This window comes from Streptomyces sp. NPDC020801 (assembly GCF_044334385.1).
Taxonomy (GTDB): Bacteria; Actinomycetota; Actinomycetes; order Streptomycetales; family Streptomycetaceae; genus Streptomyces.
This window is the reverse complement of record NZ_JBIRST010000034.1, coordinates 46,723-67,880: the sequence shown is the minus strand read 5'-3', so window position 1 is coordinate 67,880 and position 21,158 is coordinate 46,723. Positions and strand designations below refer to the sequence as shown.

The following is a 21,158-nucleotide window of genomic DNA, read 5'->3' as shown; positions in this document are numbered from 1 at the left end:
CCCGCGGAGCGGGTCCCTCCGGGCTTCGCCCGGAGCAAGCGAACGGTTGCGCTGCGCGCAACCGTTGCGCACCCGCTCCGCGAGTGCGCCAGCCGGGTCACTGCGTGACCCGGCGCCAACTCACGGGCTGCGCCCGCGAGTTGCGCGCGAGCCGCTGCGCGCCACGCGCGGCCGGCCGCGCTGCGGCCGGCCCAGCCTGAGCCCGGAACGGGGCCTCCGCTCCGCTCCAGCCCCAACCCTCCCCGCCCGTAGGGGAACCGGTCAGAAAAGCAGCAGCAGTGAGAGGGGGAGGTAGGGCCCGGGAATGTGGGCGCGGGCCGAATCGGGGATCTGGAGAGGGTGACGGAGAGTCAGGATGGCGTGGAAACGCTGGGCTGTGGGTGGACTTGAAACCGCGCTCGCATGACCTCCCGTCAGGCTCCTTTCTGGTCTCGACAGGGGCAGACTAACAGGATCGTGCCACGTTCGGGGGATTTCTCTATTGTTGCTGCTTCATTTTGAAGCGCCGGATAGACTCTGGACTCAGAGCGCACCACCGTTGGAACGCCCGGAGGTTTATGGAGATCCACTCAGGACCCTTGCGAGTGCTTCGGTAGGGCAGAGCAGTCAGTCAGCTGAGCCACTCCCACCGTAGCCCTTGTGGCCTTTCTACGTGCAGGTTTCCCGTTTTCCGTCACTCGAACCGACCGGGCACCATCCAGGAGAAAGCAGACAGGAATGTCGACCACGAACCGCGCTGATCAGCGTGAGGCCGCCCAGCGAGAAGCCATTGACGCGGTACTGCGTGCCCTCGAACTCCCTGCAAGATCGCTGGTGCCGGAGCGGGGTCTGCGGACACAGGTGATCATGGCGACCGGGTCCGGGAAGACCCGGGTGGCGGTCCGGAGCGCGGACGAGCTCCATGCGGGCCGGGTGCTGGTCCTCGTGCCCTCACTCGATCTGCTTGCCCAGACCGAGGCAGCGTGGCGCGAGGGCGGCCGCAGGGGTCCGATGATCGGTGTCTCCTCCCTGCGGAGTGAGGAGGTGTCCTTCCCCAACACCACGGACGTGGACGAGCTGGTGGAGTGGACGAGGGGCCTGGAGAAGGTCACCGTGTACGCCACGTACGCCAGCCTGGGTCTGGGCACGCTGGAGCGGGCGCATGCCGCTGGCCTTTCGGCGTGGGACCTGATCGTGGTCGATGAGGCGCACAGGACTTCGGGCCGGATCGGCAAGCCGTGGGCGGTCGTTCACGACAACCTGCGGATCCCGTCGCTGCGGCGGCTGTACATGACGGCCACGCCCCGGCTGTGGCAGCTGGACGAGGACCAGGAGCAGGGTGCGCCGGGTGAGCTGGTGGCGAGCATGGAGGACGACCCGGACGGGCCGTTCGGCAGCCGGTGCTACACGCTGACGCTGTCGGAGGCGATCGACCGGGGGATCTGTGCGCCGTACCAGGTGGTGTGTGTGGACATCACCGACACGCAGTTCCAGGCCGCCATGCTGCTGGGTGCCGAGGGTCGGTCGGACGAGATGCGCGGGGCCCGGCTCGCCGCGCTCCAGACGGCCCTGGTGAAGGCGTCAGCCGAAGAGGCCTTCAAGCGCACGCTGGTTTTTCACCACGTGGTGAAGGAGGCTGAGGCTTTCTCGGCTGGGGTCCCGGATGTCGCGGCGCAGCTGCACGCCGCCGATCCGGAGCTGTACCCGGCGACGGTGTGGGCGGACTGGCTGTGCGGCGATCATAAGGCGCTGCACCGCCGGCGCGTGCTTGGGGAGTTCTCCTCTCTGATCGCCACGGACGGCACGGTGGTGGAGAAGGCGTTCCTGAGTTCGGTGAAGGTGTTGGGCGAGGGCGTCGACACCCGCAACTGCGACTCCGTGTACTTCGCGGACGTGCGCGGCTCGATGCCGGACCTGGTCCAGGCGGTGGGTCGGGCGCTGCGGATGCAGCCCGGCGAGGGCAAGATGGCCTCTCTCGTGGTGCCGGTGCTGCTGGCGCCTGGGGAGACGGCGGACAACATGCTCACCAGCCGGGCGTTCGGCGGGCTGGCGAAGCTGCTGGAGGCGCTCAGGGCGCACGACACCCGCATCGTGGAGCAGTTGGCGCAGCAGCAGGCCCCGAGCCGCTACAAGCCGGTCCAGAAGGATGCCAAGGGCAAGGAGAAGAGCGGGGGCGGGGATGGTGGGCCGTCGGCGTCGGCGAAGGCGTTGCTGAAGTTCTCCACGCCGCGTGACCCGGCGCAGCTGGCTGCGTTCATCAACCTGCGGGTCCTCAACCCCGAGCACGAGCACTGGCGGCGCGGCATCGAGGCCTCCGTGCTGTATGCGCGCGAGGTCGGCGACCTGAAGGTGCCGTTCACGTACCGGGTGCCGAAGGGGCCCGAGGCGGTGGAGGCGGGGTGGCCGGCCTCGCTGGCCAACTTCCCGCTGGGGCAGTGGATCGCGGATGCCCGCCGCTTCTACGCCCGCGGGGACATGGACGAGGACCGCGTCCAGCAGCTGGAGAAGCTGGGCATGGTGTGGTCGCACTTCGACGTCGCGTGGGAGGAAGGCCTGGCCGCAGCCCGCGGCTGGGCTGCTGAGAACGGGCACCTCCTGGCCCCGCTGGACGCCACCTACCAGGGCGCGAAGGTGGGCATCTGGCTCAAGAACGCCCGGGCCGCCGCCCGCAAGGCGATGGACATCGAGCAGCGGCGTGCCGAGGGCCTGCCGGTGGGATCGGTGGCCGGTGCGCTGTCAGAGGACCGGCGCGAGCAGCTGGAGGAGATCGACGCCTCGTGGTGCCCCACCTGGCCGGTGGAGTGGCAGCGGGCGTTTCACCTCACCCGGCTGCACCTGGACGAAGGCGGGGCGCTGCCGACCGAGCCGGGTGACGTCCTGCGCCAGGGCGAGGACCTCGGGCGGTGGGTGCGTGCCCAGCGGCTGGGCTGGGACAAGCTCACCGGAGTGCAGCAGTGGATGCTGGAGCAGGTCCTCGGGATCGAGCCCGCCACCGAGGACGAGAAGCCGAAGCCGCGCCGTACGCAGGCCGACAAGTGGGCCGCCAACCTGGCAGCCGCGAGGCAGTTCTACGAGCGTGAGGGCCATCTGAACGTCCCTCGCAAGCACGTGGAGACAGTGCTCTCGGACGAGGGGTGGGAACTGCAGTTCCGTCTGGGGGCATGGGTCGGCAACCAGCGCTCGCGTGCAGCGACGTTGTCGGAGGACCGGCGCGAGCAGCTGTCCGCGATCGGGATGCGGTGGGCATAACAGGGACAGCTCAGTTGGGGCGATGTCGGGCGTGCCGGTGCCACCCCAGCTCAGAAAGGAGGCTCATCGCTGTACCCGCCGTTGGCTCCCCCTGAACCCCACCCCCCAGTTGTGGCGGGCGGCGGTGACAGCTGCGGAGCCGGCCCCCATCCCCCGGCCGGGGCGGACGGCGGTGACGCCTGCGGAACCGGCGCCAGCTGAGGGTGGCCCGCCTCGTCATCAGGTTCAACGCCCTCAACGGCGTCGTTCCACAGATCGCGTAGGTATTCGCGAAGCGTGCGGGTGTCGTCTTCCTCGTCGTAGTCGTTGGAGTCGGAGAATCTTCTCCACGTCGGGTCCTGGTCGGCCATGCGGCAGAGAACCTCGTGTACCGCTTTGACCTTGGGCCAGGTGCTGGTGGTCTCGCCTTTGAGCAGCCTCCGGACCGTCTCACGGCTCACAGTCACAGGGGCGGAACCACGCAATTGAGCAACAGCTGCCGCGATGCTGGCTGGCGAGGGACGCCCTGCCGCGCGGAAGTAGGTGTGCAGCTCGCCCACGAAGTTCCTTTTGGAGCCATGCGGGAGCTCATCCAAGCTCGGCATTCGCAACACCTGCGGCACGTCCAACTCCAGCTCATCAAAGCCCATTTGAACTCAAAGAGCCTAGCTTAGCCCCGGCATGACACCCATTGAGAACAAGCCTTACCCCACAAGGACCCGAGAAGACCTTGGAAGACACGTCTTCTGCCTGGTTCGCCACACAAAAACACAGAAGAACTTTGTTGACCAAAGCACTGTTTCCGCTGGTCAGGGCGCTATTCCGGGTGCTTTTGTTGCTGTCAGCCGCCCCACGGGACGCGTTGGTGTCTCAACAGGCGGACAGACGGCACGGCTGTCGCTGGAAACGGCGACGGCCCCCTGGTGGGCAGGGAGCCGTCTACAGAAGACCGAACGTCCCCGACGAAGGAGAAGCTCATGTCCAAGCCCGAGCGTACGGGCAACAGCCCGGACCCGGAACCCCTCCCATCGAGGACCCGGTGGGCCAAGCGCGCCCGGCGGATCCGCAACGAGGCCGGCCTGCATCTGATCCGAGGGGCCGCAACCGCGGTCGGCGGCGCCGTCGTAGCGTACGGCAGCCTCTGGATCCAGTCGCGCTGACAGCCGACAGAGGGACCCGAAGCATGGCCGACGGCAGCCTTTACGGTCGTCGGCCTGCTACAGGCGATCCTCGAGCTGGATCAGTGGTGGCCGGCTCCCCCGCACGCCGCGTCCCGCCGCCGTGGAAGTCGGGCTGGGTGTGGCGTCGCCCGGTTCCTTACAGGGCTTCTGCACGGTGAGGACGTCGCAGTTCCTGCTCAAGGGAGGTGCCGTGAAGTTGTTCCAGGACCTTCTCCATTCCGAGCAGGCCGGCGTCCAGGCTGATCTGCTGGAGCCAGCTGTCGATGAGCGCACGGCGCTCCGCAACGTCTCGCTGGTCGACGCCCGGGTCAGCGAGCAGGTTGGCTCCTCGGGAGGTGCCAGCGTCCGGCACCGAGGTCAGTCCGTTCCCGGCGAGCAGATCCGGCATGTCCGTGCTGCTGAGGAAGTCCAGGCCAAGTGGCTGGGGCATCACGAGAGGATCGACGCCCGCCAGAGCGGCGAGTGCTCCGGTGACCTTGTCATCGACCAGCGAGGCTGTCAGAGCGTCGACCAGCTCGTGCAGGCGGGCGACGGACAGGGGCGCTGAACGGCCAAAGGCGTGTTGGAAGCGCGCGAGGACTTCGAGGGAAACCTGTAGGTGCGAGACGGGAGCTCCGTAGGCATCCGGCAGGTCGATCCTGGCAACAGCCTCCAACGGGTAGGCCGGCGCCCCATCCGGGCCGCCCTGCCACACAAGCCGGACCTTGCGGGCCCTGTTGAAGCCCGACCGGTGGAAGGGGTTCATGCCACCCTCGCCGATCGATGCGCACCAGCGGAACAGGGCATGGTGCAGAGGCGAGTTGTTCAGCGCGTCGGCGAATGCCCGCACGCTCCGTTCCGACAGCGGGCGCCAGGTGGCCGCCGCGTCGACCGGCACGAACATCCCAGTACGCACGAGGAAGTCGGCGCTCGGCTTCCCCTGGTCGTCCATGGGCAGGTCAGCCGGTGGCAACCGCAGTCCGGCCGCCACAGCCTGGGGCGCGGCCTCATTGATCAGCCGTGCGAGCCCCGCGCGGTCCGCTACCGAGTTGCGTCCGTGCAGCCGGATCGGAGCGGCCCCCTGGATCAGAAGCGGGCGCGATGCCTTCGCCGGGTCGACTCGGACGACCAGGATCATCCGGCCCTCGGTCTCCGGCAGGGGCACCGGGATGATCTCCGGCACCCAAGGCGGCTCCAGCGTCTGATGGCAGCCGTTGACGATCTGGACGATCGTGCCCTCCGGAACACCGATGACCCGGTCGTCGACGTTGCTCTCAGTCACGCCGACCAGGATGACGCCGCCGTAGCTGTTGGCCATCGCCGCAACCGAGGTAGGGATCCTGGGGGTGTATTTCTCCTTGTACTCCAAGGTCAGGCTCTCGGGCTGGCCGATGGCAACCAGCTCGCGAACGCGCTCAAGGGTCACGTCCGCAGGACGGCAGGCGAACAGCGAAGCCGCGGATGTCATGCGAGCCGCCCATCCGTTGGACGTGTGTACGTCGAAGGTGTCACCAGGTCAAGCTAGCGAAGCAGTGAGAGCCATGCCTCGGATTTCCCCTCCGTTCGCCGGGCCACTCGTGTGGGTGATGACAGCCGGGCGGTTCGGCGAGACGCTCAGCAGAAAGCTCGAAAACCACAGACCACTTCAGGGCCCGGTCGCGCTGCGCGGCCGGGCTCGCGCCGTGCGGCGGCGGGGCCGTGCCGCAGCGGCCTCGCCGCCCGGGCCGCCTGCTGGCAGCGCGGGAGTCGCCAGCAGGCGGCCGGTGTCCCAGGGGCGCAGGCTGAGGGGGTGGAGTGGCCCGTAGACGTCGCCCTGGCCCGCCCGGTGACGCAGCTTCCGACGGGACCGTGGGCTTATGAGATCAAGGTCGACGGCCACCGGACCGTGCTGTGGCGGACCGAGGACAGTGTCCGGCTGCAGTCGCGTTCCGGCCGCGACGTCACCGCGCTCTGGATGGATCTGGCCGTGGCCGCCCCATGCGCCTGCCGCCCGGCGTGATCCTGGACGGCGAGGCAGTGGTGTACCTCTCCGACGCCGACGGCAACGCGCGGATCAGCTTCGAGGCAGCACAGTCCCGCGCACTCTCCAGGCCGCGCCGGGCACGAGAACTCGCCGACCGGCACCCCGCGACGTACGTGGCGTTCGACGTCCTGGCCCATCCTGCGGCGGGCTTTCCTGACCTGCGCCCGCGCCCGTACGTGGAACGCCGCCAGGTCCTCCTGGACGTGCTCGCCGACGCCGGTCCGTCGATCGTGCCGGTGTGGTCGACCACCGACCTGGACGAGGCCCTGCTCTGGTACGCGGCGCTCGAAGGAACCGGCGTCGAGGGGATCGTGGCGAAGCCGCTGCGAGGGGCCTACAAAGCGGGCCGGGTCTGGGCCAAGATCAGGCACGCGGACACCGTCGACGCGGCCGTGGTCGGGTTCACCGGCAGCGCCCTGCACCCGAAGGCGCTCGCCGTACGGCTGCCCGACGGACGGGTGGCACTGTCCCAACGGCTGACCACGGCCCTGTCCTCGGTCGTGGCCCCGCGCCTGGTCCCACAGGCCGGGCGGGCGTTCACGAAGGCCGGCGACTCCTACACGCCCGCCGGGGGCGATGCCGTGGTGGAGGTCGTGGCGGGCACGACCCGGCACGCGGTCGTCACTGTGATGCGGTTGCGCTGACCGGCGCGGCGTCGGCCGACGCCGTGGCCAGGTCGGTGGGCTGACGCAGGTCCAGGTAGGCGAGCTTCATCTCCTGCCCGTCCTCAGCCAGCATCTCCAGCCAGTCCGGGCGCAGTCCATCTGCCCGCTGCTCAGTTGGCTGTTCGCCCAGTTCCTCGTTCACGAACCTGAGCGTGCTTACGAACCGCTCCGCCATGCGCCGCAGGGTGCCACCTGCGATCTGGACGGAGTCAGGTCCCAGGAGCGCCAAGTGGCTGCACGCGCCGATGAGATTGATGGAGTGATCCGCATAGGACTGGAGCGAGGCCTCGTCCAGCACCGTGCCCACTTCCATTTCTTCGCGCCGTCGGACGGATTCGCTGTTGAAGACGGCGTACATGTCCATCACCTGCAGACAGGCCTTCTGCCGTTCTTGGCGGACCCAATGCTGCAGCTCCAGAGCAGCCTGGTCTCGAACCTGTTCCCGTACGGCGGCCGCGTTCATCTCCGCACCGATCCGAGCGCCCCGGACTGCGGCAAGCCCGCCGACGAGAGCACCAACGACCGCGCCAACAAGACCGACGCCACCTGCGATAACCGCTGCCCATCCTTGATCCACGCATTCGAAACTGGCAGAGGCTCGGGACCCCATGAGCCGTTTCACCGAACAGTGGCCGCATCAGTGCAGCACGGTGGCCACTTCTCGTGCCGTGATGACCGCCCGGTGGCGGGTGATCAGGGGCTGTCGCCGCCCCAGTCCCAGCGGGCCGGGTCACCGGGTCGCGGGTCGTACAGCGCCCGCCCGCCGGGGCCGAACTGCCCGAGCTCCGTGGCGAGGGAGACACCGTCGTCGATCTCCTCCGGCCTCCAGCCGGTGATGTCGAGCAGCAATCCGTCCAACGGTCCGCCCACCAGTTCGGCGTAGCTGCGTCCCGGCTTCGGGCCCGGGTGGTCGTGGTCGGCTCCGTAAATCCTGCCGCGCAGCAGCTGCTCATCGTCGCTGTCCATACGGTCCAGCCTCGCAGCCGCCACCGACAACGAGGGCTTGCCCAGGCGGCCCTGGGCAAGCCCTCGCGCTGCCGGGGGTGGCGTGCCCGAATCAGCTGCGCCAGCGTCCGAGCCAGCCGCCGGCCTTCGGGGCCTGCGCCTCCTCCACCTCCTGGCGCTCCTGCTCCTGGCGCTCGTGTTCGGCCTGTTCCGCCTGCCGCTCCGCGTCGACTGCCCGGGCCTTGCAGTCGTCGCACAGGTGCGGGTGGCTGTCCCCGCGGCCCCAGTCGACCGCGACGCTGGCCTTCCACCGGTCGTCGGTGAACTTGGTCCCGCAGTCCGCGCACGCGGGTCGCTGCGCCTCGCGTTCGGCTGCTTCCTGCGCGAGACGGCGCCGCCCCTCTTCGGCGCGGCGGGCGAGGGCGGCGTCCCGGCGGGGGTTGCCGATCGCCTCCCACAGGTTCTGTCGGCCCTCGCGGCCGAAACGCCAGAACGCGGGCCCGGCCAGGCCGTGCTCGCGCAGCAACTCCAGCGTGGTCGCCACGATCGGCATCTTCTGGTGGTAGATGCGGAAGCCGCCTTCGGCCCACTGGCCCTGCCAGTGGTCGCGGGTGAGTTCGGCGACGTTCTTCATCTGCTGAAGCGCGGGCCGCTTGCCGACCTGGTGGAAGACGAGCAGGAGCGGCGGGTGCGTCGCGTCGCCCCACTGGGGATCGGGAGCGGACCAGCGGGTGCGCCACATCGGTTTGTCCTTGCCGTCGGTGTCCTTCACCTTCCGGTGGAAGTGGCGCATGTACTTGTCGAACTTCGCCGCGATGATTGGGGCTTCCTCGGTGCAGTTGTCGGCCTCGATGAACAACAGCGGCAGCCCCACATCCGGGGCGGTGAGGACGATGTCGGCCCACGCGGACCCGACGCCGGGGTTCCTCCAGGTGCCGGTCGCCGGGAGGGCGACCTCGGTGGCGTAGGAGGTGATGGTGCCGATTCCGTCGGGGGCGTCGACCCAGGCCTGGGCGGCGGCGATGGCTTCTGCCGGCTCACCGGCCACCAGGGCGAGGTCGGGCTTCGGGCGGATCATCGCGATGACCGTCTCGTTGACCGTCATCGCGTGCGAGGCACCGGAGCGGCCCGCGCTCTTGGGCATGCCGCCCATCTCCTCCGGCCCCCGGTCCAACTCGAGGCCGGCGGCGGCCAGCCCGTCCTTGGTGAGCAGGCGCACCTCCTCCCCGCCTCGGGTGCGGCCGCCGTCGACAGACAGGCCGTGCCGTCGCAGATCGTTGAGCGCGCCGCGATGGGAGGCGGTGCGCGCCTCCTTCCGCTCGGCTGCCGTCTCCTTGAGGGTGTGCCGGTACGTCAGGTGCGGTGAGGACAGGCGCTGGATCTGGTCCGCCGTCGCGGCCTTGAGCACCCCGAGCACGCGCAGCACATCGGCGCGCAGCCCGGTCGACGATCCCGCCTCGTTCGTCTTGCGCTTGCCCGCCATCAGCCCCGCCCTCCCGTCGTCCGCGTCCGGCCACCGGCCGGGCGCCGGCCCCGCCCGGCCGCAGAGGGCACCAGGCGCGCCCTGAACCCGATGATCGCCTCCACCACTGACACCCCACCCCCACCTATTTCCCAGGGCTTGGTCAGTGAGAGGAGGAGAGAAGAGGGTTGTGACGACGCGCCACAGCCCCGGAAAGCCGTGGTGGCAAGGGGAAATGCGGTCAGCGCTCGTGCCGGGCACGGAAGTGGGTACGGCAGTGGGATCGCAAGCGCCGGCGGCAGGAGACTGCGGCGGCCTGTCCGGCCGACCAGCCCTGTCGGCGCGAGACGCGCGGCTCGCCGGTCGGCGGCGTGGTCAGGGTACGGCGGGCGCCTGTGTTGGGTCATCATCCCGGGTCTCTTCCTTGCGTTGTGGCGTCCTCCACCGGCCCTGTGAGGGCCGGTGGCGCGCCCGCGTGAGGGGTGAGCCGCCCCGATGGCTCGGTGGCCGCTGCATGCCCCTCCTGCGGGCGCGTGGCGGCCATCGTGAAATCCCACCCCTTGTCCGCGACCTGACGGCGGCCGGTAGCGAAGTCGGTCAAGGAGAAACGTGCGCTCCTGGCGGCCCGCGCCTCATCGGACAAGAGGTCCGTGGTCGGGCCGACCACGACTCGACAAGGGGTCATGGTCGGCCCGACCATGCTCGACAAGGGGGCCCGCTTCGACCCTTGACGCACCAGTTCACCCCGGTTTGGAGAGGGGGAGATCTCCGGCCTTTATCCAAAGGGGCCCGGCGTGAGCATCGGGTCAGTCGCCGTGATCGGCACGGCGGCAGCCTGTTGAGGAGATCCGCATGCCGCACCTGGAGCAGTCCCGCACTCCGCTGACGCCCGAAGAGGTGGAGCTCGCCTTCGAGTACGTGCTGGCGATCCAGGACCAGAGCGAGCACGGCCTTGCCGCCGTCGTCGATCGGACGAGGGCCGTTCCGGCGCCGTCCTACCTTTTGTTGCGGCTGGCTGCGGACATCATCCTGCCCGTCACGGACCTGGCGGCCGATGCCGATCCGTGCGCGGACTCCTTCGCTCTGGACGAGGTCGGGGGCGTCCTGCTGGCCGCGCTGCAGGAGTGGACGCAAGAGTGCGTCCCCAGTGCGATCTGGGGCGTCGCCAACACCATCATCCGGTTCACCGAGAACGTCCTGCGGCAGGAGGGCGAGGACATCGTCGACACCTTGAAGACGATGCGCACCGAGCACGTGGAGCGGGCCCGCGCGGCGTACGCCTCGGGCGGTGCGCACGGGTAGCGCGCCTCGGTGCGCAGCTGGTGCGCATCGCGCGGCGGCCGGTGCGCATCGGCTGCGCACCACCACCGTGTAGTGCGCACCGCCACCTGAGCCGGTGCGCATCGAACGCGCCGGTAACCGCGCCTCGGTGCGCAGCCGGTGCGCATCGCGCGGTGGCCGGCGCGCGGCTGGTGCGCATCGGTGCGGTTACCGGTGCGCACCAGGATTCCGGCCGGGGCCGGGCTGGTGCGGTTGGTGCGCACGCTGGTCGTCCTCGCGCGCCGGGTGCGGTCCGCTGGTGTCCTCGCGCGCCGGGTGCGGTCCGCTGGTGTCCTCGCGGTCGGCGTAGCGGTCCATGGTGGCGCGGGCCCGGTCGGCCGCCGTGGTGAAGGCATCTTGGAGGTGGCGCAGCCGCTCGGCAGTGAGATCGAGGGCTTCCACGTCGGTGCGGGACTTCTTCAGGGCTCGCAGCGCTGTCATGTCGAGCGCCGACCGGGGCTCGAGGTCGGCGTCGGAGTCAGCGTCCGGGAACGGGATGACGAGCTGCTCAGGCATCGCGGCCTGCTGATGCACCACGACGTCGTCGTACAGGGCGCGGCCGGTGCGGCGCGCGTCGCGCAGCCGGGCGTTGAGAACGGTGGAGGCGATGACCGCGCGCTGGTAGAGCAGCGGGACGCGCGGGATGTCCCACTCCCCCGGCTCCAGGGGCAGGCGCGGCATGTCCGGGTCGCCGGGGCCGGCCGGGGGCCGGTGGTCGCTCTCAGGTTCGGCATCCGGTGGGCGGCGGGTGGGCGGGTCGGCCAGGGACCAGCGGGCGGTGTAGAAGCGGTAGGCCGGCATGCGGCCGCGCAGCGTCTTCGGCTCGCTGATGTCCAGGCAGTGCGTGGCGATGGCGGCGTCCACGATCTTCTCGTCCAGGCCCGGTGCGCGGCGGCGGCCGCGCAGGACGAGGGCGAGGTGACGGCGGGCTTCGGCGAGCAGGTGCCGGCGGTGGAAGTAGCCGTCCTTGTTCATCACGAACACCATCGCGGTGACGTCGACGGCCGCCAGGGCGACGTCGACCACGGCGGCGACCCGGGCCCGGATCGCCCGGGCTGCGGCGCGGGCGCGCTCGAGGAGGGAGTCGATGAGGTGGGCGGCGTCGGCGAGGAACGCGCGGGCACTTGCCTGCCAGTCCTCGCGCAGCTGCGCGAGCGGCCGGGTCTGCTGTTTGGGCGGGCGGGTCATCTTCGCCGCGATCGCGTTCAGCTTGGCGCGGGCCTTCTCGGAGACCTCGGGCGCGAACTTCAGGTTGCCGTCGTCGTCGACGGCGGTGACGTACTCGTGCTCCAGGTCGGCCCGGCAGGCGGCTATCTGGTCGCTGCGCCGTGAGGTCCAGCGGATCAGCTCGTGCGGCACCCCGGCAATCTCCATCACCGGGCGGCGCCCGGCGGTGACGGTGCGCGGCTCGGACGCCAGCCCCAGCGCCTCACACACCTCAGCCATCACGATCTCGTTGTAGAGCGCGGACGCGGCGACGGTGTTCTCGAACATGACCTCCGAGTGGACCGATCCCCACGTCCCGTCCAGACGCTGCCCCTTCACCGACAGCATCAGGTGGTCATGGAGCAACGGCATTCCCGACCGTGCCTCGTAGTGGCGGAAGCGGGCGGCGACCAGACCGCCGGGCGGCCGGACCTGGTAGACGCCGTTCTTGCCGAAGCGGATCACCGCCACCTGGTCCTCGATCCACTCCAGCACCTTCTCGATCGCCCGCTCGTGCGCGGCCTCGATCACCCGCCGGGTCTCGTCATCACCCAGCGCCCACAGCAGGTAGACCGTCGGCTGCGGACGGAAGACGAGGTCGAAGCCCGTGACCTTCACCCGGCGACCGAGGGCACCGGCCTTCCACGCGGCCTTCGGCGACTTGCCCGCGGCCAGCAGGTCGGCCTCGATCAGATCCGCGTGCGGGTGCCGGCCTCTCTCCCCGAACAGGTTGCGCAGCTGCGCCTCGGTCACGATGTCCCCCGCGGCCAGCCCGAGGGCGGCGAGTCCGCGGCCCATCCATCGGCCGACCGGGACACCGGCCTCCTGCTGAGCCTTGGCGAGCGGCGTGCGCGCCGGGCGCCGACTGTCGCCGAAGACAACCTGGCGCAAGTAGTAGCGGTACATCTGCCCGGCGGTGATCAGCGTGATATCCATCGTCATGCAGACACGCCACACGCCCCTGACCTGCAAGAAAAGGCCGATCAGCGTTGCGTCCCGCCAGGCGGGAGCAGCGGCCGAACTTTCTTCTCAGGTGCCCGTCACGCGGGAAGCAGCTCCGGCCGGCGCACGAGTGTCAACGCTCTCCGGTCGGGCTCCACCACCACCCCGCACCCACGCCGACAACCACCCAGCACCGCGGCTCCCCCACCCACCCAATCCGCAGCCCACACGTGACCTCCTGCGAAGCGAGATCGTTGAGAAGGTGGCGCCGCATGGAGCTGCCGCGACGGTGCCCGGCCGAGTGCTTCCGGTCCATGACCCGGAGGATGGGTAGGCCCTAGACGCGCCGCGTCATCGCTGCAGAGGCTCAGTGGCTTGCCACAGCCCGCGCGAAGTCATGGGGCCGCGCACAAGGACGAACGATGACATCTCACGCGCGTAAGAACGCAGCTCGTCAACAGCAGCTCCTCACGGGGGCGAACCGTCGGGCAGCGCTGCAGGACATTCGCAACTCAATCCCGCCCACTCCGCGGCCCCGAAGGGCGATCAGTATGTCGAGCAACGACGCGCATGCAGCGGTGGTGCCAGCTGAACTGATCGCGCTTGTGCAGGACTTCGTCCGCTGGGGACGAAGTCATCTGGACGATGCCGTCCGAGCGGCTCACCAGCATGTCGATCGACCGGGAGACTGGCACCGACTGGTGCTGTACGCCCTCACCGATGCTCTGGCGTACAACTTCCTGCTCGTCGGTTCTCTTGCTGCGTATCTCCAGGAGCAGGGACTGGACTCAGAACTTCTGCGACGCCATCTCCAGTCCCCGGATCCCGATCGCTACATCAACCAGGAGGCCCTGGATCTGGTGGGAGGGCTGATGGGAAGGACCATTGGGGATGGCCAGCGAGAACCTACATGGCACTTCATCGGCAGGCAGATTGCCGAGTGCGGCGTCCAGCGAGACGGCGAGATGCCGTCGGACAACGCCTGAGGGGCTGCAGCCGGAAGTGCCGGTTACAGCCCCTGCGATGCGGCTGGGTGCTTACCGGGTAAGCACCCAGCCGTCAGGCGATGAGCAGCTCGACTAGTTCCTCGATCTGCTGTGCCGTGAGGCGTCGCTTCAGGTCTGCGGCGAGGGTCGCCAGATCCTCATCCGGTCGCTTCGCGCTCGAGGCGACCGCAGGCTCGCTCTGGGGCTTGGGGGCGGCCGCCGGAGGGGTGCTTACCGGGTAAGCACCCTTCGGCTTCCGGCTGGACTCCGCTTTCTGCTTGGCCCGCTGCGCGAGTGCCTCCTCTGCGGCACTCTGCTGCTGCTGTTCGGGCAGCTGCCCTACGGTGCGGGCAACCTTGACCGGGAGTGTCTTGTCTTCCAGTGCCTGCTTGAGTTCGGGAGTGAGCTTGAGCAGGGCAAGGCGCTGGGTGACCCAGCCGCTGGATTTGCCCAGTGCCCGGGCCACGGCGCGCTGTGAGCCGTGGACCTGGACAAGGCGTTCAAGGGCTTTGGCCTCGTCGAGGGGTTCCAGGTCTTCGTGCTGGACAGCTGCGATGAGAGCGGTCTCCAGCAGGGTGTCGGCATCGTGGGCCAGGGTGTCGTCGACGTGGACGGGGACGTCGTCGAGGCCGGCGAGCTTGGCGCCGGCGAGGCGGCGGTTGCCGTCGACGACGACGTATACAGCTGATGCGAGGTCCTGTGTGTGATCGGGGTGCGCTGCAAGGAATGCCTCGCGGGTGACGATGGTGAGGGGCTGGATGATGCCCTTGCTGGTGAGGCTGTCGGCCATCTCCTCTATGGCGGCAAGGGTGGCGCGGGGGTTATAGGGGTTTGGTGCCAGCTGGGCGACGGGGACCCGGAGTGAGCCTTGGGTGACGGCCGGGGCAGTCGTGGTCTGTCCGGAGAAGGCGGCGAAACTGGCGGCGCGGCTGCTCATCGGCTGGGCGACGGCGTCGAAGGTGGCGGATCCGCCAAGAGCGTCGGATTTCTTCATGACAGCCTCCGGGCGATCTCGCGCATGTGGTGGGCCTGGTCTGATTCAGGGGCGTAGGCCAGCAGTGCCCGCTGGAGCCGTACGGCTTCGCGTTGTTCCTTCAGGTCGCCGATTACTGCGAGGACAGGGGGAGAGCCGAGGCTCTTCCACTTGTCGAGTGATGAGGTGGCGATGTAGCCGCGGCGTGAGTCGTATTTGTTGACCACGAGACCGAGTTGGTCGACATCGATTTCGTAGTCGGCGGCGAGAGAGTCGACTTGGTTGATGAGCATCCCGTAGGCCTGCGCGGAGGTGTCTTCAGCCTCAACGGGGATCACCAGGCCTGACGAGCCGGGCCTCTCTCCCTCGCGCCGACGTCCGTAGAAGATGGCGGCGTCCATTGCCAGCCCCAGGCTGGGAGGTGAGTCGATGACGATGACGTCGAAGTGCTCTTCCAGTGGGGCCAGGGCCCGCTCAAGTGCGGCATGCCGGGGTCCGCGGAACATGGTCAGGCCGGAGTCCAGCAGGAAGGCGTCGAATGCTGCGGGCAGGATCCGCAGCCGGTCGCCGAAGCGAGCTTCGTTTATGTCGACGGTGAGGTCGATCAGGGGAGTACGGGCTTGCTCCCTGTTGAGCATGTGGGTGATGAGGCTTTCGGCGCCTGCTGGGATGGCTTTGAGCCCAAGCTGGTGGGAGAGGTGCCCTTGGGGGTCGTAGTCGACCATGAGGACTCGGAGTCCGAGGCCTGCCGCGGTTGTGGCGAGTTTCGTGGCCTTGTCGGTTTTCCCCGGCGGTTCGTGGGGGGCTTCGGCCAGGGCCTGGGCAAGGCCGGCGGTGACAGCGGTCTTGCCTACGCCGCCTTTCTGGTTGCAGACGATGATGCGGCGCGTGGGTGCGGTCTCGTCGTCTGCGGGGTTCTGCTCGAGCCACAGCGCTACGGACTGGGCCAGGCCTTGGATGTAGGAGACGCCGCGGGCGACGCAGTCCTGCTTGAATTCGTCGTACAGGCCTTCAGGCAGCCAGGTTCCGAAGGACTCGGCTCCCGCCGTGTCGATCGCGGGGAGCGCTTCGGGGTGGGCGCGCCAGGCGTGGATGCCGTCGGTGACAGCGTCTTGAACGTCGGTACTGAGCTGTGCTGCCCGGACTTTGAGGGCTTGCCGGAGGGAGGCGGGCAGCTTGGATACGAGCTTCTCCCGCTCACCTCCTGAAGTAGAAGATGCCATGCGCGGCAGCATACTGCCGCCAGTGATTGCCTGGCACGTGACGGGGCGCGAATTTCACCCGGTCTGACGTTAGCTCCTACATGTCGGGGTGCTTACCGGGTAAGCACCCCGACGTCGTCACAGCCCTGGTCCGGTCGCGTCGGATGCACCACCGCTCTCCTCGTGCGTACCGGGTAAGCACCCCGACGTCGTCACAGCCCTGGTCCGGTCGCGTCGGATGCACCACCGCTCTCCTCGTGCGTCTCGTACAGGAAGACGCCCAGAGTCGATGCGGCTCCAACTGCCAGACGTGCGTGGCGCGAGGTGAGGCGTTGCTCAGCCTGGGCCTTCGAACGGCCATGTCCCGTGCCGTAGGTGTTTCGTAGTTCGGCTGCGCCCTGTACGAGTTGGGCCAGGTTCATCATCATCCGCTTGACCGTGGATGCCGCCGGAGCGGAAGTGTCGAGCTGGTCTGGCATGAGTTGCAGGCATCTGGTGGTCTTGCGGACAAGCGCCAGGACGTCGTCATGCTTGTCGTGGGGCTCTTGTCGTTCGTCGAGGACTGTCTTGCAGATGCTCTCGATGAACTCTTTCGCCGTTCCGATCGCGAGTTCAGGTTCCGCTGCGATCGCGCCCTCCATGCGCGTGACCTGTTGTGCGATGTACTCCGCGTCGACGCGCACGGCGACCGCGTGTGCGCTGCTGACCGCAGTGTTCGGGAGTCCACCCAGCAAAGTCGGCGCGTAGACGGGTCGTCCGGACATTTCACCTTGCTGTGCAAGACCCCACCCGTCGCGGCTGAGCATCTTGTTGAACTCGGACAGCATCGCTTCCGCGCGCTCTGGGTCGGGGCACACGACGGGATGCACCATCTGTGCCAAGAAGCCCAGCAGTTGCTCGTCAGAGCCGTTGTCCAGGCCAAACCGAGCGTCGGTAAGGACCCAGTCCTGCGGCCAGTCGCCGGGGTTTCTGATGCAGTGCTGGTGGATGTCTTCCCGCGCGGTGGCGAAGCGGTAGTCATCCGACGGCAAGGCGTCCAGGTCGTACAACCGGGAGAGAAAGGCGATGTCATCCAAGCGCCCGTACCAAGGTGCGCCATCGGTCCTGATGTAGTCGAAGAGGTCTCGGCGTGTGACCAGCGTGATTCGGCGTCCTGGGGCTGGTCGGTCTTCAGCAGCAGTGGACATCAGCTCATCATCGTGTTCCTGAACGGCTGGCGCTGCTGCTTTATCCCGGTTAGGAACCCTGGTCCTGCCTCAAGGGCATCGAGGATGGGCCGAAACGCAGAAAGGCCCCCGCTGCCCGGACCTTGAGTCCGGGCAGCGGGGGCCTCTGTGTGCGCTCAGATGCTGAGGTCGATCTCAAGTGGAAGGTCACGCCCGGCGAGGGCGTGGGTGAGGAGGCGGTACGGCGTGGTCCAGGCTCCGTGAATGCGGCTCCTGGCGCAGTGGAGTGTGCCGGTGAGGGCGTCTTCGGTGTCGGGGTGGATGAGGACCAGGGCTACGGGGTCGGCATCGGCCGGCTGTCCGTCGGCGGGGCGGCCGCGCTCGAGGCCGCGGCCGTCGGCGGCGATCCGTACGGCGACGTCGCCGTGCCCGGTCCAGGGGGCCGGTCTCTTCCGGGCGGTGAGCATCGCGGTGAACTCCGCGACGGCCTTCTGGTCGCCGGGGTGGAGTGGTCCGGTGCCGTGGCCGCAGCGTCGGAACCGGGCAGTCACGCGGCGTTGGAGGCCGGGACGGCCTTGTGGCTGTCGCGGTGCGCGGACTGGGCGGGCTCAGCGAGGACGCGCAGTCCGTGCGGCTCGCCGACCTTGCCGTGCTCGCTGCACATCACCTGGTAGTGCGCGCGTCCGGTGCAGCCGGATTCCGGGTCGCGGGGCTTTCCGGACGTCTTGATCTTGTGCTCGCAGACGGTGCCGTCACGGTGCTGAGGGTCGATCCAGATACGAATGCGGGCCATGGTGAGCCTTCCTGCTCGGGTGGTTGGGACGGAAGGGCGCCGCGCCCGCTGCTGGCGGGCGCGGCGCGTGGACGGGACGGGTCAGCCGGTGAGCCGGATCGGCATGAGGAGGTAGCGCAGCGCCTGGTCGTCGGTGCCGGCGCCGCGCATGACGGCGGGCTTGGTGGCAGAGACGAACTGGAACTGGACGGACTCAGCGTTCAGGGCATTGAGGCCGTCGATGAGGTACGTGGGGTTGAAGGCGATGCCCAGTTCGTCGCCGTCGAGGTCGACGTCGACGTTGTCGACGGCCTGGGCGTCGTCGCTGGTGCCGCCCTCCAGGACGAGGGTGCCGTCAGCGGAGAACGTGAGCTTGATCGGGGATTCCTTCTTGGTGGAGACCAGGGCGACGCGCTGGGCGGCGGCCTTGAGGGCGGCGATCTCCACGGTGGCGGTGGCCGCGAACTCGGTAGGGAACAGCGACTCGTACTTGGGGAGCTCGCCCTCGAGGGCGCGGATGGTGGTGGTGTGGTTCTCGCTCCGCACGACGAACAGGCCCGAGCTGCCGGTGGGCAGGGCGAGGTCGACAGTGGTGTCGTCGGCGGTGGCTTTGGTGGCGTCGGTGAGGGCCTTGGCGGGGATCACGGCGGTGCAGTCGGGCAGGTCGGCGTCCTTCCACGGGAGGACACGGACGGCGAACCGGTAGCGGTCGGTGGAGTAGAGGGTGAGGGTGCCGGCCTCGCTGTCGTGGCGCAGGCCGATGCCGGTGAGGACGGGCAGGGCCTCGTCCTTGCTGACCGCGCACGCGACCTGGGCGACGGCTTCGGCGAGGGCGGGCCCGGCGAGGGTGCCAGCGGTGGCGCCCGGGTCGGGCAGGGCCGGGTACTCCTCCAGGGGCAGGGTCGGCAGGGTGAAGCGGGCAGCCCCCGCCCTCAGGAGCATGCGGGCGCCGGTGAGTTCGAGGTGCACGTCGCCGCGGACCGTGCCGATGATGTCGGACAGCAGCCGCCCGGAGATCAGGGCGCGGCCGTTCTCGGTGACGGTGGCAGGGCAGCTGGTGTCCGCGCTGACCTCGTAGTCGAAGGCGCTGACGCGCAGCCGGTCGTCGGTGGCGTCCAGGAGGAGGCCGGCGAGGACGGGGATCGGAGGGCGGGCGGGGAGGCTGCGGGCGGCGTAGCCGACGGCGGCCGCGAGATGGGACTGTTCGACGGTGAGCTTCACGGGCGGGTCCCTTCGAGGGGTTCGGGGAGGTCCAGGAGGAGCTGTTCGGTGGCGGGGGCCTGGACGGCGGGCAGGGTCTGCGGCCGGATGGGCGGCATGACCGGGGTGGCGGCCGCGCCGATATCGACGGCGAGCTGGCCGGCGTCCGCGAGGGCCCGGGCGCGGGTCTGGGCGCGGGTGACGGCATGGTGCCCGGCGTCGTAATGCAGGTGGCAGCCCTGGCACATCGCGCGCAGGTTCGCGGGGTCGCAGTTCTCGGGGGTGTGATCAAGGTGGGCGGTGGTGAGGATGACGAGGCTGCCGGTGCCGTATGCCTCGCCTTCGTGGACGTTGGGGCAGCGGCCGGGGTGGGTGCCCCGGCCGCATTCGCCCTCGCACTCGCACCGCCACCCGGCCCGTTCCTTGATGGCCAGGCTGATCTCTGGCCAGTCGGGCGGGTAGCGGAGGACGTTCTCGGGCCGGATCGGCACGGCGTCTGCGGTCAGCCGTCGGCCGGGCGACGCTCGTAGTCGGCGATCAGGTCGCCGATCCGGTCCGCGTCGTCGGTCTCGCCGACCCAGGCGCCGGTGTGGGCCCACACGCTCGTGACCGCCACGTCGCCGTCGTGCCAGAGGAGATACGTGCCGTGGCGTTCGAACAGCCCGCAGTCGGCGACGTGGACGCTGATTCCGGTCCGTTGATAGATGTCGCCAGCGTCGGCGGTGAGGAAGTCGAGTTTCCCGTTGTCGACGCTTTCCGGTGACGGGGTGGGTGCCTCCCGCAGGAATTCGAGCGTGGTGACGTCCAGCCACAGCGGCTCGTCCGGGGTGCGGGGCGCCCGGACGTGGCCGGTGACGCGTAGCAGGTCGCCGGGGACCAGGTCGTGCAGCACGGCGGCCGCCATGGCCGGGTCGGTCACCGTGCAGGGCATGACCATCTCGTCCGCGCGCTCGTCCGTCGGGCTGACGATGATCCTGAAGCGGGCTGTCGACCCGTGCAGGCCAGGCACCCTCTCTTCGTCCAGGAAGCCGTCCAGGGCTATGGCGTCGGCTCCCATGGTTCAGCTCGCCTTCGCGGCCGGGGCCTGGTGGGCGGCGTCGTACGCGTCCAAGATCTTCTTCGCGACGATGCCCGCGTCCGCGACCTTGTAGCCGTTGGCGCGCGCCCAGGCGCGGATGTCGGCGAGCTCCTCCTTGGTGCGGCCGCTGCCCAGGCCCGACCGGATCGGGGTGGGCGCGGGCACCGCCGTGGCGGTGGGGCTGGGCAGGGTGCCGGTCTTGATGGCCCGGAGCTCGTCCTGTGCCTTGTCCAGTTCGGCCTTGAGCGTGGCGACACGCTCTTCGGCCTTGCGCTGCGCGTCGTCGATGGTGTGCCGGGCAGTCAGTTCGGCGAGGTCGCTGCGGACCCGGGCGGCCTTGTTGCGGATGCTGGCCACCGGGTGCGCTTCGGCCCACGCGAGCAGCTGCTCCACGGAGTCGCCGGACGCGGTGTCCGTGGCCGCCGGTTCGGCGGTGGCCGCCGCCCCCTTCTCCTCAGCGTCGAGCATCGCCTCGGTCTTCTCCTCCTGGGCGCTGACGAGGGCGGTGATCTCGTCCTCGGTCAAGCCGGTGGCCTCGGTGATCTCAGCGGTGGTGGCGTCGGCGTAGTACATGGACAGCGCGGTTGCCTCGAACGCGTTGGGGGTCTTCGAGGTCTGCGTCTGCGGCATGTCGGGATCTCCTTCGGAGCCGGGGAGGAGGGGGAGCAGGGTGGTGAGGGTGTCGTCGTCGCCGGGCAGGCCAAGGACGTCCAGGAGGAGGACCAGGTCCTCCTTGCTGCCGGCGTTGCGGGCGACGACCCGGGCCGCGGCGGCTTCCTGCTCGGTCGTGGTCGGGTCGATGGGCAGGCCCTCGGCTTCGAGGGCCTCCGTCCAGTCGGTGAACATCGCGG

General features: G+C 69.3%; 21 protein-coding genes. 6 read left to right on the top strand and 15 right to left on the bottom strand.

Going from position 1 to position 21,158, the window contains the following annotated elements; translation table 11 throughout:
* Nucleotides 1-717: 717 nt before the first annotated feature.
* Nucleotides 718-3,228: a Helicase associated domain protein gene (locus ACH4UM_RS38715; RefSeq protein ID WP_398190406.1), complete on the top strand. Its 2,511-nt coding sequence runs from the start codon at nt 718-720 to the stop codon at nt 3,226-3,228.
* A gap of 50 nt (nt 3,229-3,278) precedes the next feature.
* Here ACH4UM_RS38715 and ACH4UM_RS38710 read toward each other — a convergent pair whose 3' ends face one another.
* The gene (locus ACH4UM_RS38710) at nt 3,279-3,857 is read right to left on the bottom strand and encodes a hypothetical protein (protein ID WP_398190404.1); all 579 of its coding nucleotides are present in this window, start codon (nt 3,855-3,857) and stop codon (nt 3,279-3,281) included.
* 327 nt (nt 3,858-4,184) lie between these two features.
* Here ACH4UM_RS38710 and ACH4UM_RS38705 point away from each other — a divergent pair, with 327 nt between their 5' ends.
* Nucleotides 4,185-4,367, top strand: coding sequence for a hypothetical protein (locus tag ACH4UM_RS38705; RefSeq protein WP_398190402.1), 183 nt, complete (start codon nt 4,185-4,187; stop codon nt 4,365-4,367).
* Between the two features lie 157 nt (nt 4,368-4,524).
* Here the strand turns inward: ACH4UM_RS38705 and ACH4UM_RS38700 are convergent, their stop codons facing one another.
* Nucleotides 4,525-5,835, bottom strand: a complete 1,311-nt coding sequence (locus ACH4UM_RS38700) for a helix-turn-helix domain-containing protein (RefSeq protein WP_398190399.1) — start codon at nt 5,833-5,835, stop codon at nt 4,525-4,527.
* A 321-nt stretch (nt 5,836-6,156) separates the two neighbouring features.
* Here ACH4UM_RS38700 and ACH4UM_RS38695 point away from each other — a divergent pair, with 321 nt between their 5' ends.
* Both ACH4UM_RS38695 and ACH4UM_RS38690 read left to right on the top strand, forming a co-directional pair.
* On the top strand, nt 6,157-6,366 hold the full coding sequence (locus tag ACH4UM_RS38695) for a hypothetical protein (RefSeq protein ID WP_398190397.1): 210 nt from the start codon (nt 6,157-6,159) through the stop codon (nt 6,364-6,366).
* Entirely contained in the window at nt 6,345-7,034 is a 690-nt protein-coding gene (locus ACH4UM_RS38690; RefSeq protein ID WP_398190394.1) for a DNA ligase, read from the top strand. The genes ACH4UM_RS38695 and ACH4UM_RS38690 overlap by 22 nt, the downstream gene beginning before the upstream one ends.
* On the opposite strand, the gene ACH4UM_RS38685 is transcribed toward ACH4UM_RS38690, so the two are convergent.
* From ACH4UM_RS38685 to ACH4UM_RS38675, 3 genes are all read right to left on the bottom strand, one after another.
* Complete coding sequence (locus tag ACH4UM_RS38685; RefSeq protein WP_398190391.1) at nt 7,012-7,632, bottom strand: hypothetical protein; 621 nt, start codon at nt 7,630-7,632, stop codon at nt 7,012-7,014. The two genes, ACH4UM_RS38690 and ACH4UM_RS38685, sit on opposite strands and share 23 nt — an antisense overlap.
* A 116-nt stretch (nt 7,633-7,748) precedes the next feature.
* Complete coding sequence (locus tag ACH4UM_RS38680; RefSeq protein WP_398190388.1) at nt 7,749-8,021, bottom strand: hypothetical protein; 273 nt, start codon at nt 8,019-8,021, stop codon at nt 7,749-7,751.
* A gap of 91 nt (nt 8,022-8,112) precedes the next feature.
* Complete coding sequence (locus ACH4UM_RS38675) at nt 8,113-9,483, bottom strand: replication-relaxation family protein (RefSeq protein WP_398190385.1); 1,371 nt, start codon at nt 9,481-9,483, stop codon at nt 8,113-8,115.
* Nucleotides 9,484-10,314: 831 nt separating this feature from the next.
* Between ACH4UM_RS38675 and ACH4UM_RS38670 the strand changes: the two genes are divergently transcribed.
* Complete coding sequence (locus tag ACH4UM_RS38670) at nt 10,315-10,764, top strand: hypothetical protein (RefSeq protein WP_398190383.1); 450 nt, start codon at nt 10,315-10,317, stop codon at nt 10,762-10,764.
* Nucleotides 10,765-10,950: 186 nt separating this feature from the next.
* Here ACH4UM_RS38670 and mobF read toward each other — a convergent pair whose 3' ends face one another.
* Nucleotides 10,951-12,930: a MobF family relaxase gene (mobF, locus tag ACH4UM_RS38665; protein WP_398190380.1), complete on the bottom strand. Its 1,980-nt coding sequence runs from the start codon at nt 12,928-12,930 to the stop codon at nt 10,951-10,953.
* A 551-nt stretch (nt 12,931-13,481) separates the two neighbouring features.
* Between mobF and ACH4UM_RS38660 the strand changes: the two genes are divergently transcribed.
* Nucleotides 13,482-13,916: a hypothetical protein gene (locus ACH4UM_RS38660; RefSeq protein ID WP_398190377.1), complete on the top strand. Its 435-nt coding sequence runs from the start codon at nt 13,482-13,484 to the stop codon at nt 13,914-13,916.
* Nucleotides 13,917-13,989: 73 nt separating this feature from the next.
* On the opposite strand, the gene ACH4UM_RS38655 is transcribed toward ACH4UM_RS38660, so the two are convergent.
* From ACH4UM_RS38655 to ACH4UM_RS38615, 9 genes are all read right to left on the bottom strand, one after another.
* Entirely contained in the window at nt 13,990-14,910 is a 921-nt protein-coding gene (locus ACH4UM_RS38655) for a ParB/RepB/Spo0J family partition protein (protein ID WP_398190374.1), read from the bottom strand.
* The gene (locus ACH4UM_RS38650; RefSeq protein WP_398190371.1) at nt 14,907-16,112 is read right to left on the bottom strand and encodes a ParA family protein; all 1,206 of its coding nucleotides are present in this window, start codon (nt 16,110-16,112) and stop codon (nt 14,907-14,909) included. Before ACH4UM_RS38650 ends, ACH4UM_RS38655 begins: the two co-directional genes overlap by 4 nt.
* A 191-nt stretch (nt 16,113-16,303) precedes the next feature.
* Nucleotides 16,304-17,278, bottom strand: coding sequence for an abortive infection family protein (locus ACH4UM_RS38645; protein WP_398190368.1), 975 nt, complete (start codon nt 17,276-17,278; stop codon nt 16,304-16,306).
* A 155-nt stretch (nt 17,279-17,433) separates the two neighbouring features.
* Nucleotides 17,434-17,808, bottom strand: coding sequence for a hypothetical protein (locus tag ACH4UM_RS38640; RefSeq protein WP_398190366.1), 375 nt, complete (start codon nt 17,806-17,808; stop codon nt 17,434-17,436).
* The gene (locus ACH4UM_RS38635; RefSeq protein WP_398190363.1) at nt 17,805-18,050 is read right to left on the bottom strand and encodes a hypothetical protein; all 246 of its coding nucleotides are present in this window, start codon (nt 18,048-18,050) and stop codon (nt 17,805-17,807) included. Before ACH4UM_RS38635 ends, ACH4UM_RS38640 begins: the two co-directional genes overlap by 4 nt.
* 81 nt (nt 18,051-18,131) lie before the next feature.
* Complete coding sequence (gene dnaN, locus ACH4UM_RS38630) at nt 18,132-19,250, bottom strand: DNA polymerase III subunit beta (protein ID WP_398190360.1); 1,119 nt, start codon at nt 19,248-19,250, stop codon at nt 18,132-18,134.
* A complete protein-coding gene (locus tag ACH4UM_RS38625) occupies nt 19,247-19,720 on the bottom strand; it encodes a hypothetical protein (protein ID WP_398190357.1) in 474 nt (157 codons plus the stop codon). Before ACH4UM_RS38625 ends, dnaN begins: the two co-directional genes overlap by 4 nt.
* An 11-nt stretch (nt 19,721-19,731) precedes the next feature.
* Nucleotides 19,732-20,286: a hypothetical protein gene (locus ACH4UM_RS38620; protein ID WP_398190355.1), complete on the bottom strand. Its 555-nt coding sequence runs from the start codon at nt 20,284-20,286 to the stop codon at nt 19,732-19,734.
* Between the two features lie 3 nt (nt 20,287-20,289).
* The gene (locus ACH4UM_RS38615) at nt 20,290-21,153 is read right to left on the bottom strand and encodes a histone-like nucleoid-structuring protein Lsr2 (protein WP_398190352.1); all 864 of its coding nucleotides are present in this window, start codon (nt 21,151-21,153) and stop codon (nt 20,290-20,292) included.
* Nucleotides 21,154-21,158 lie beyond the last annotated feature (5 nt).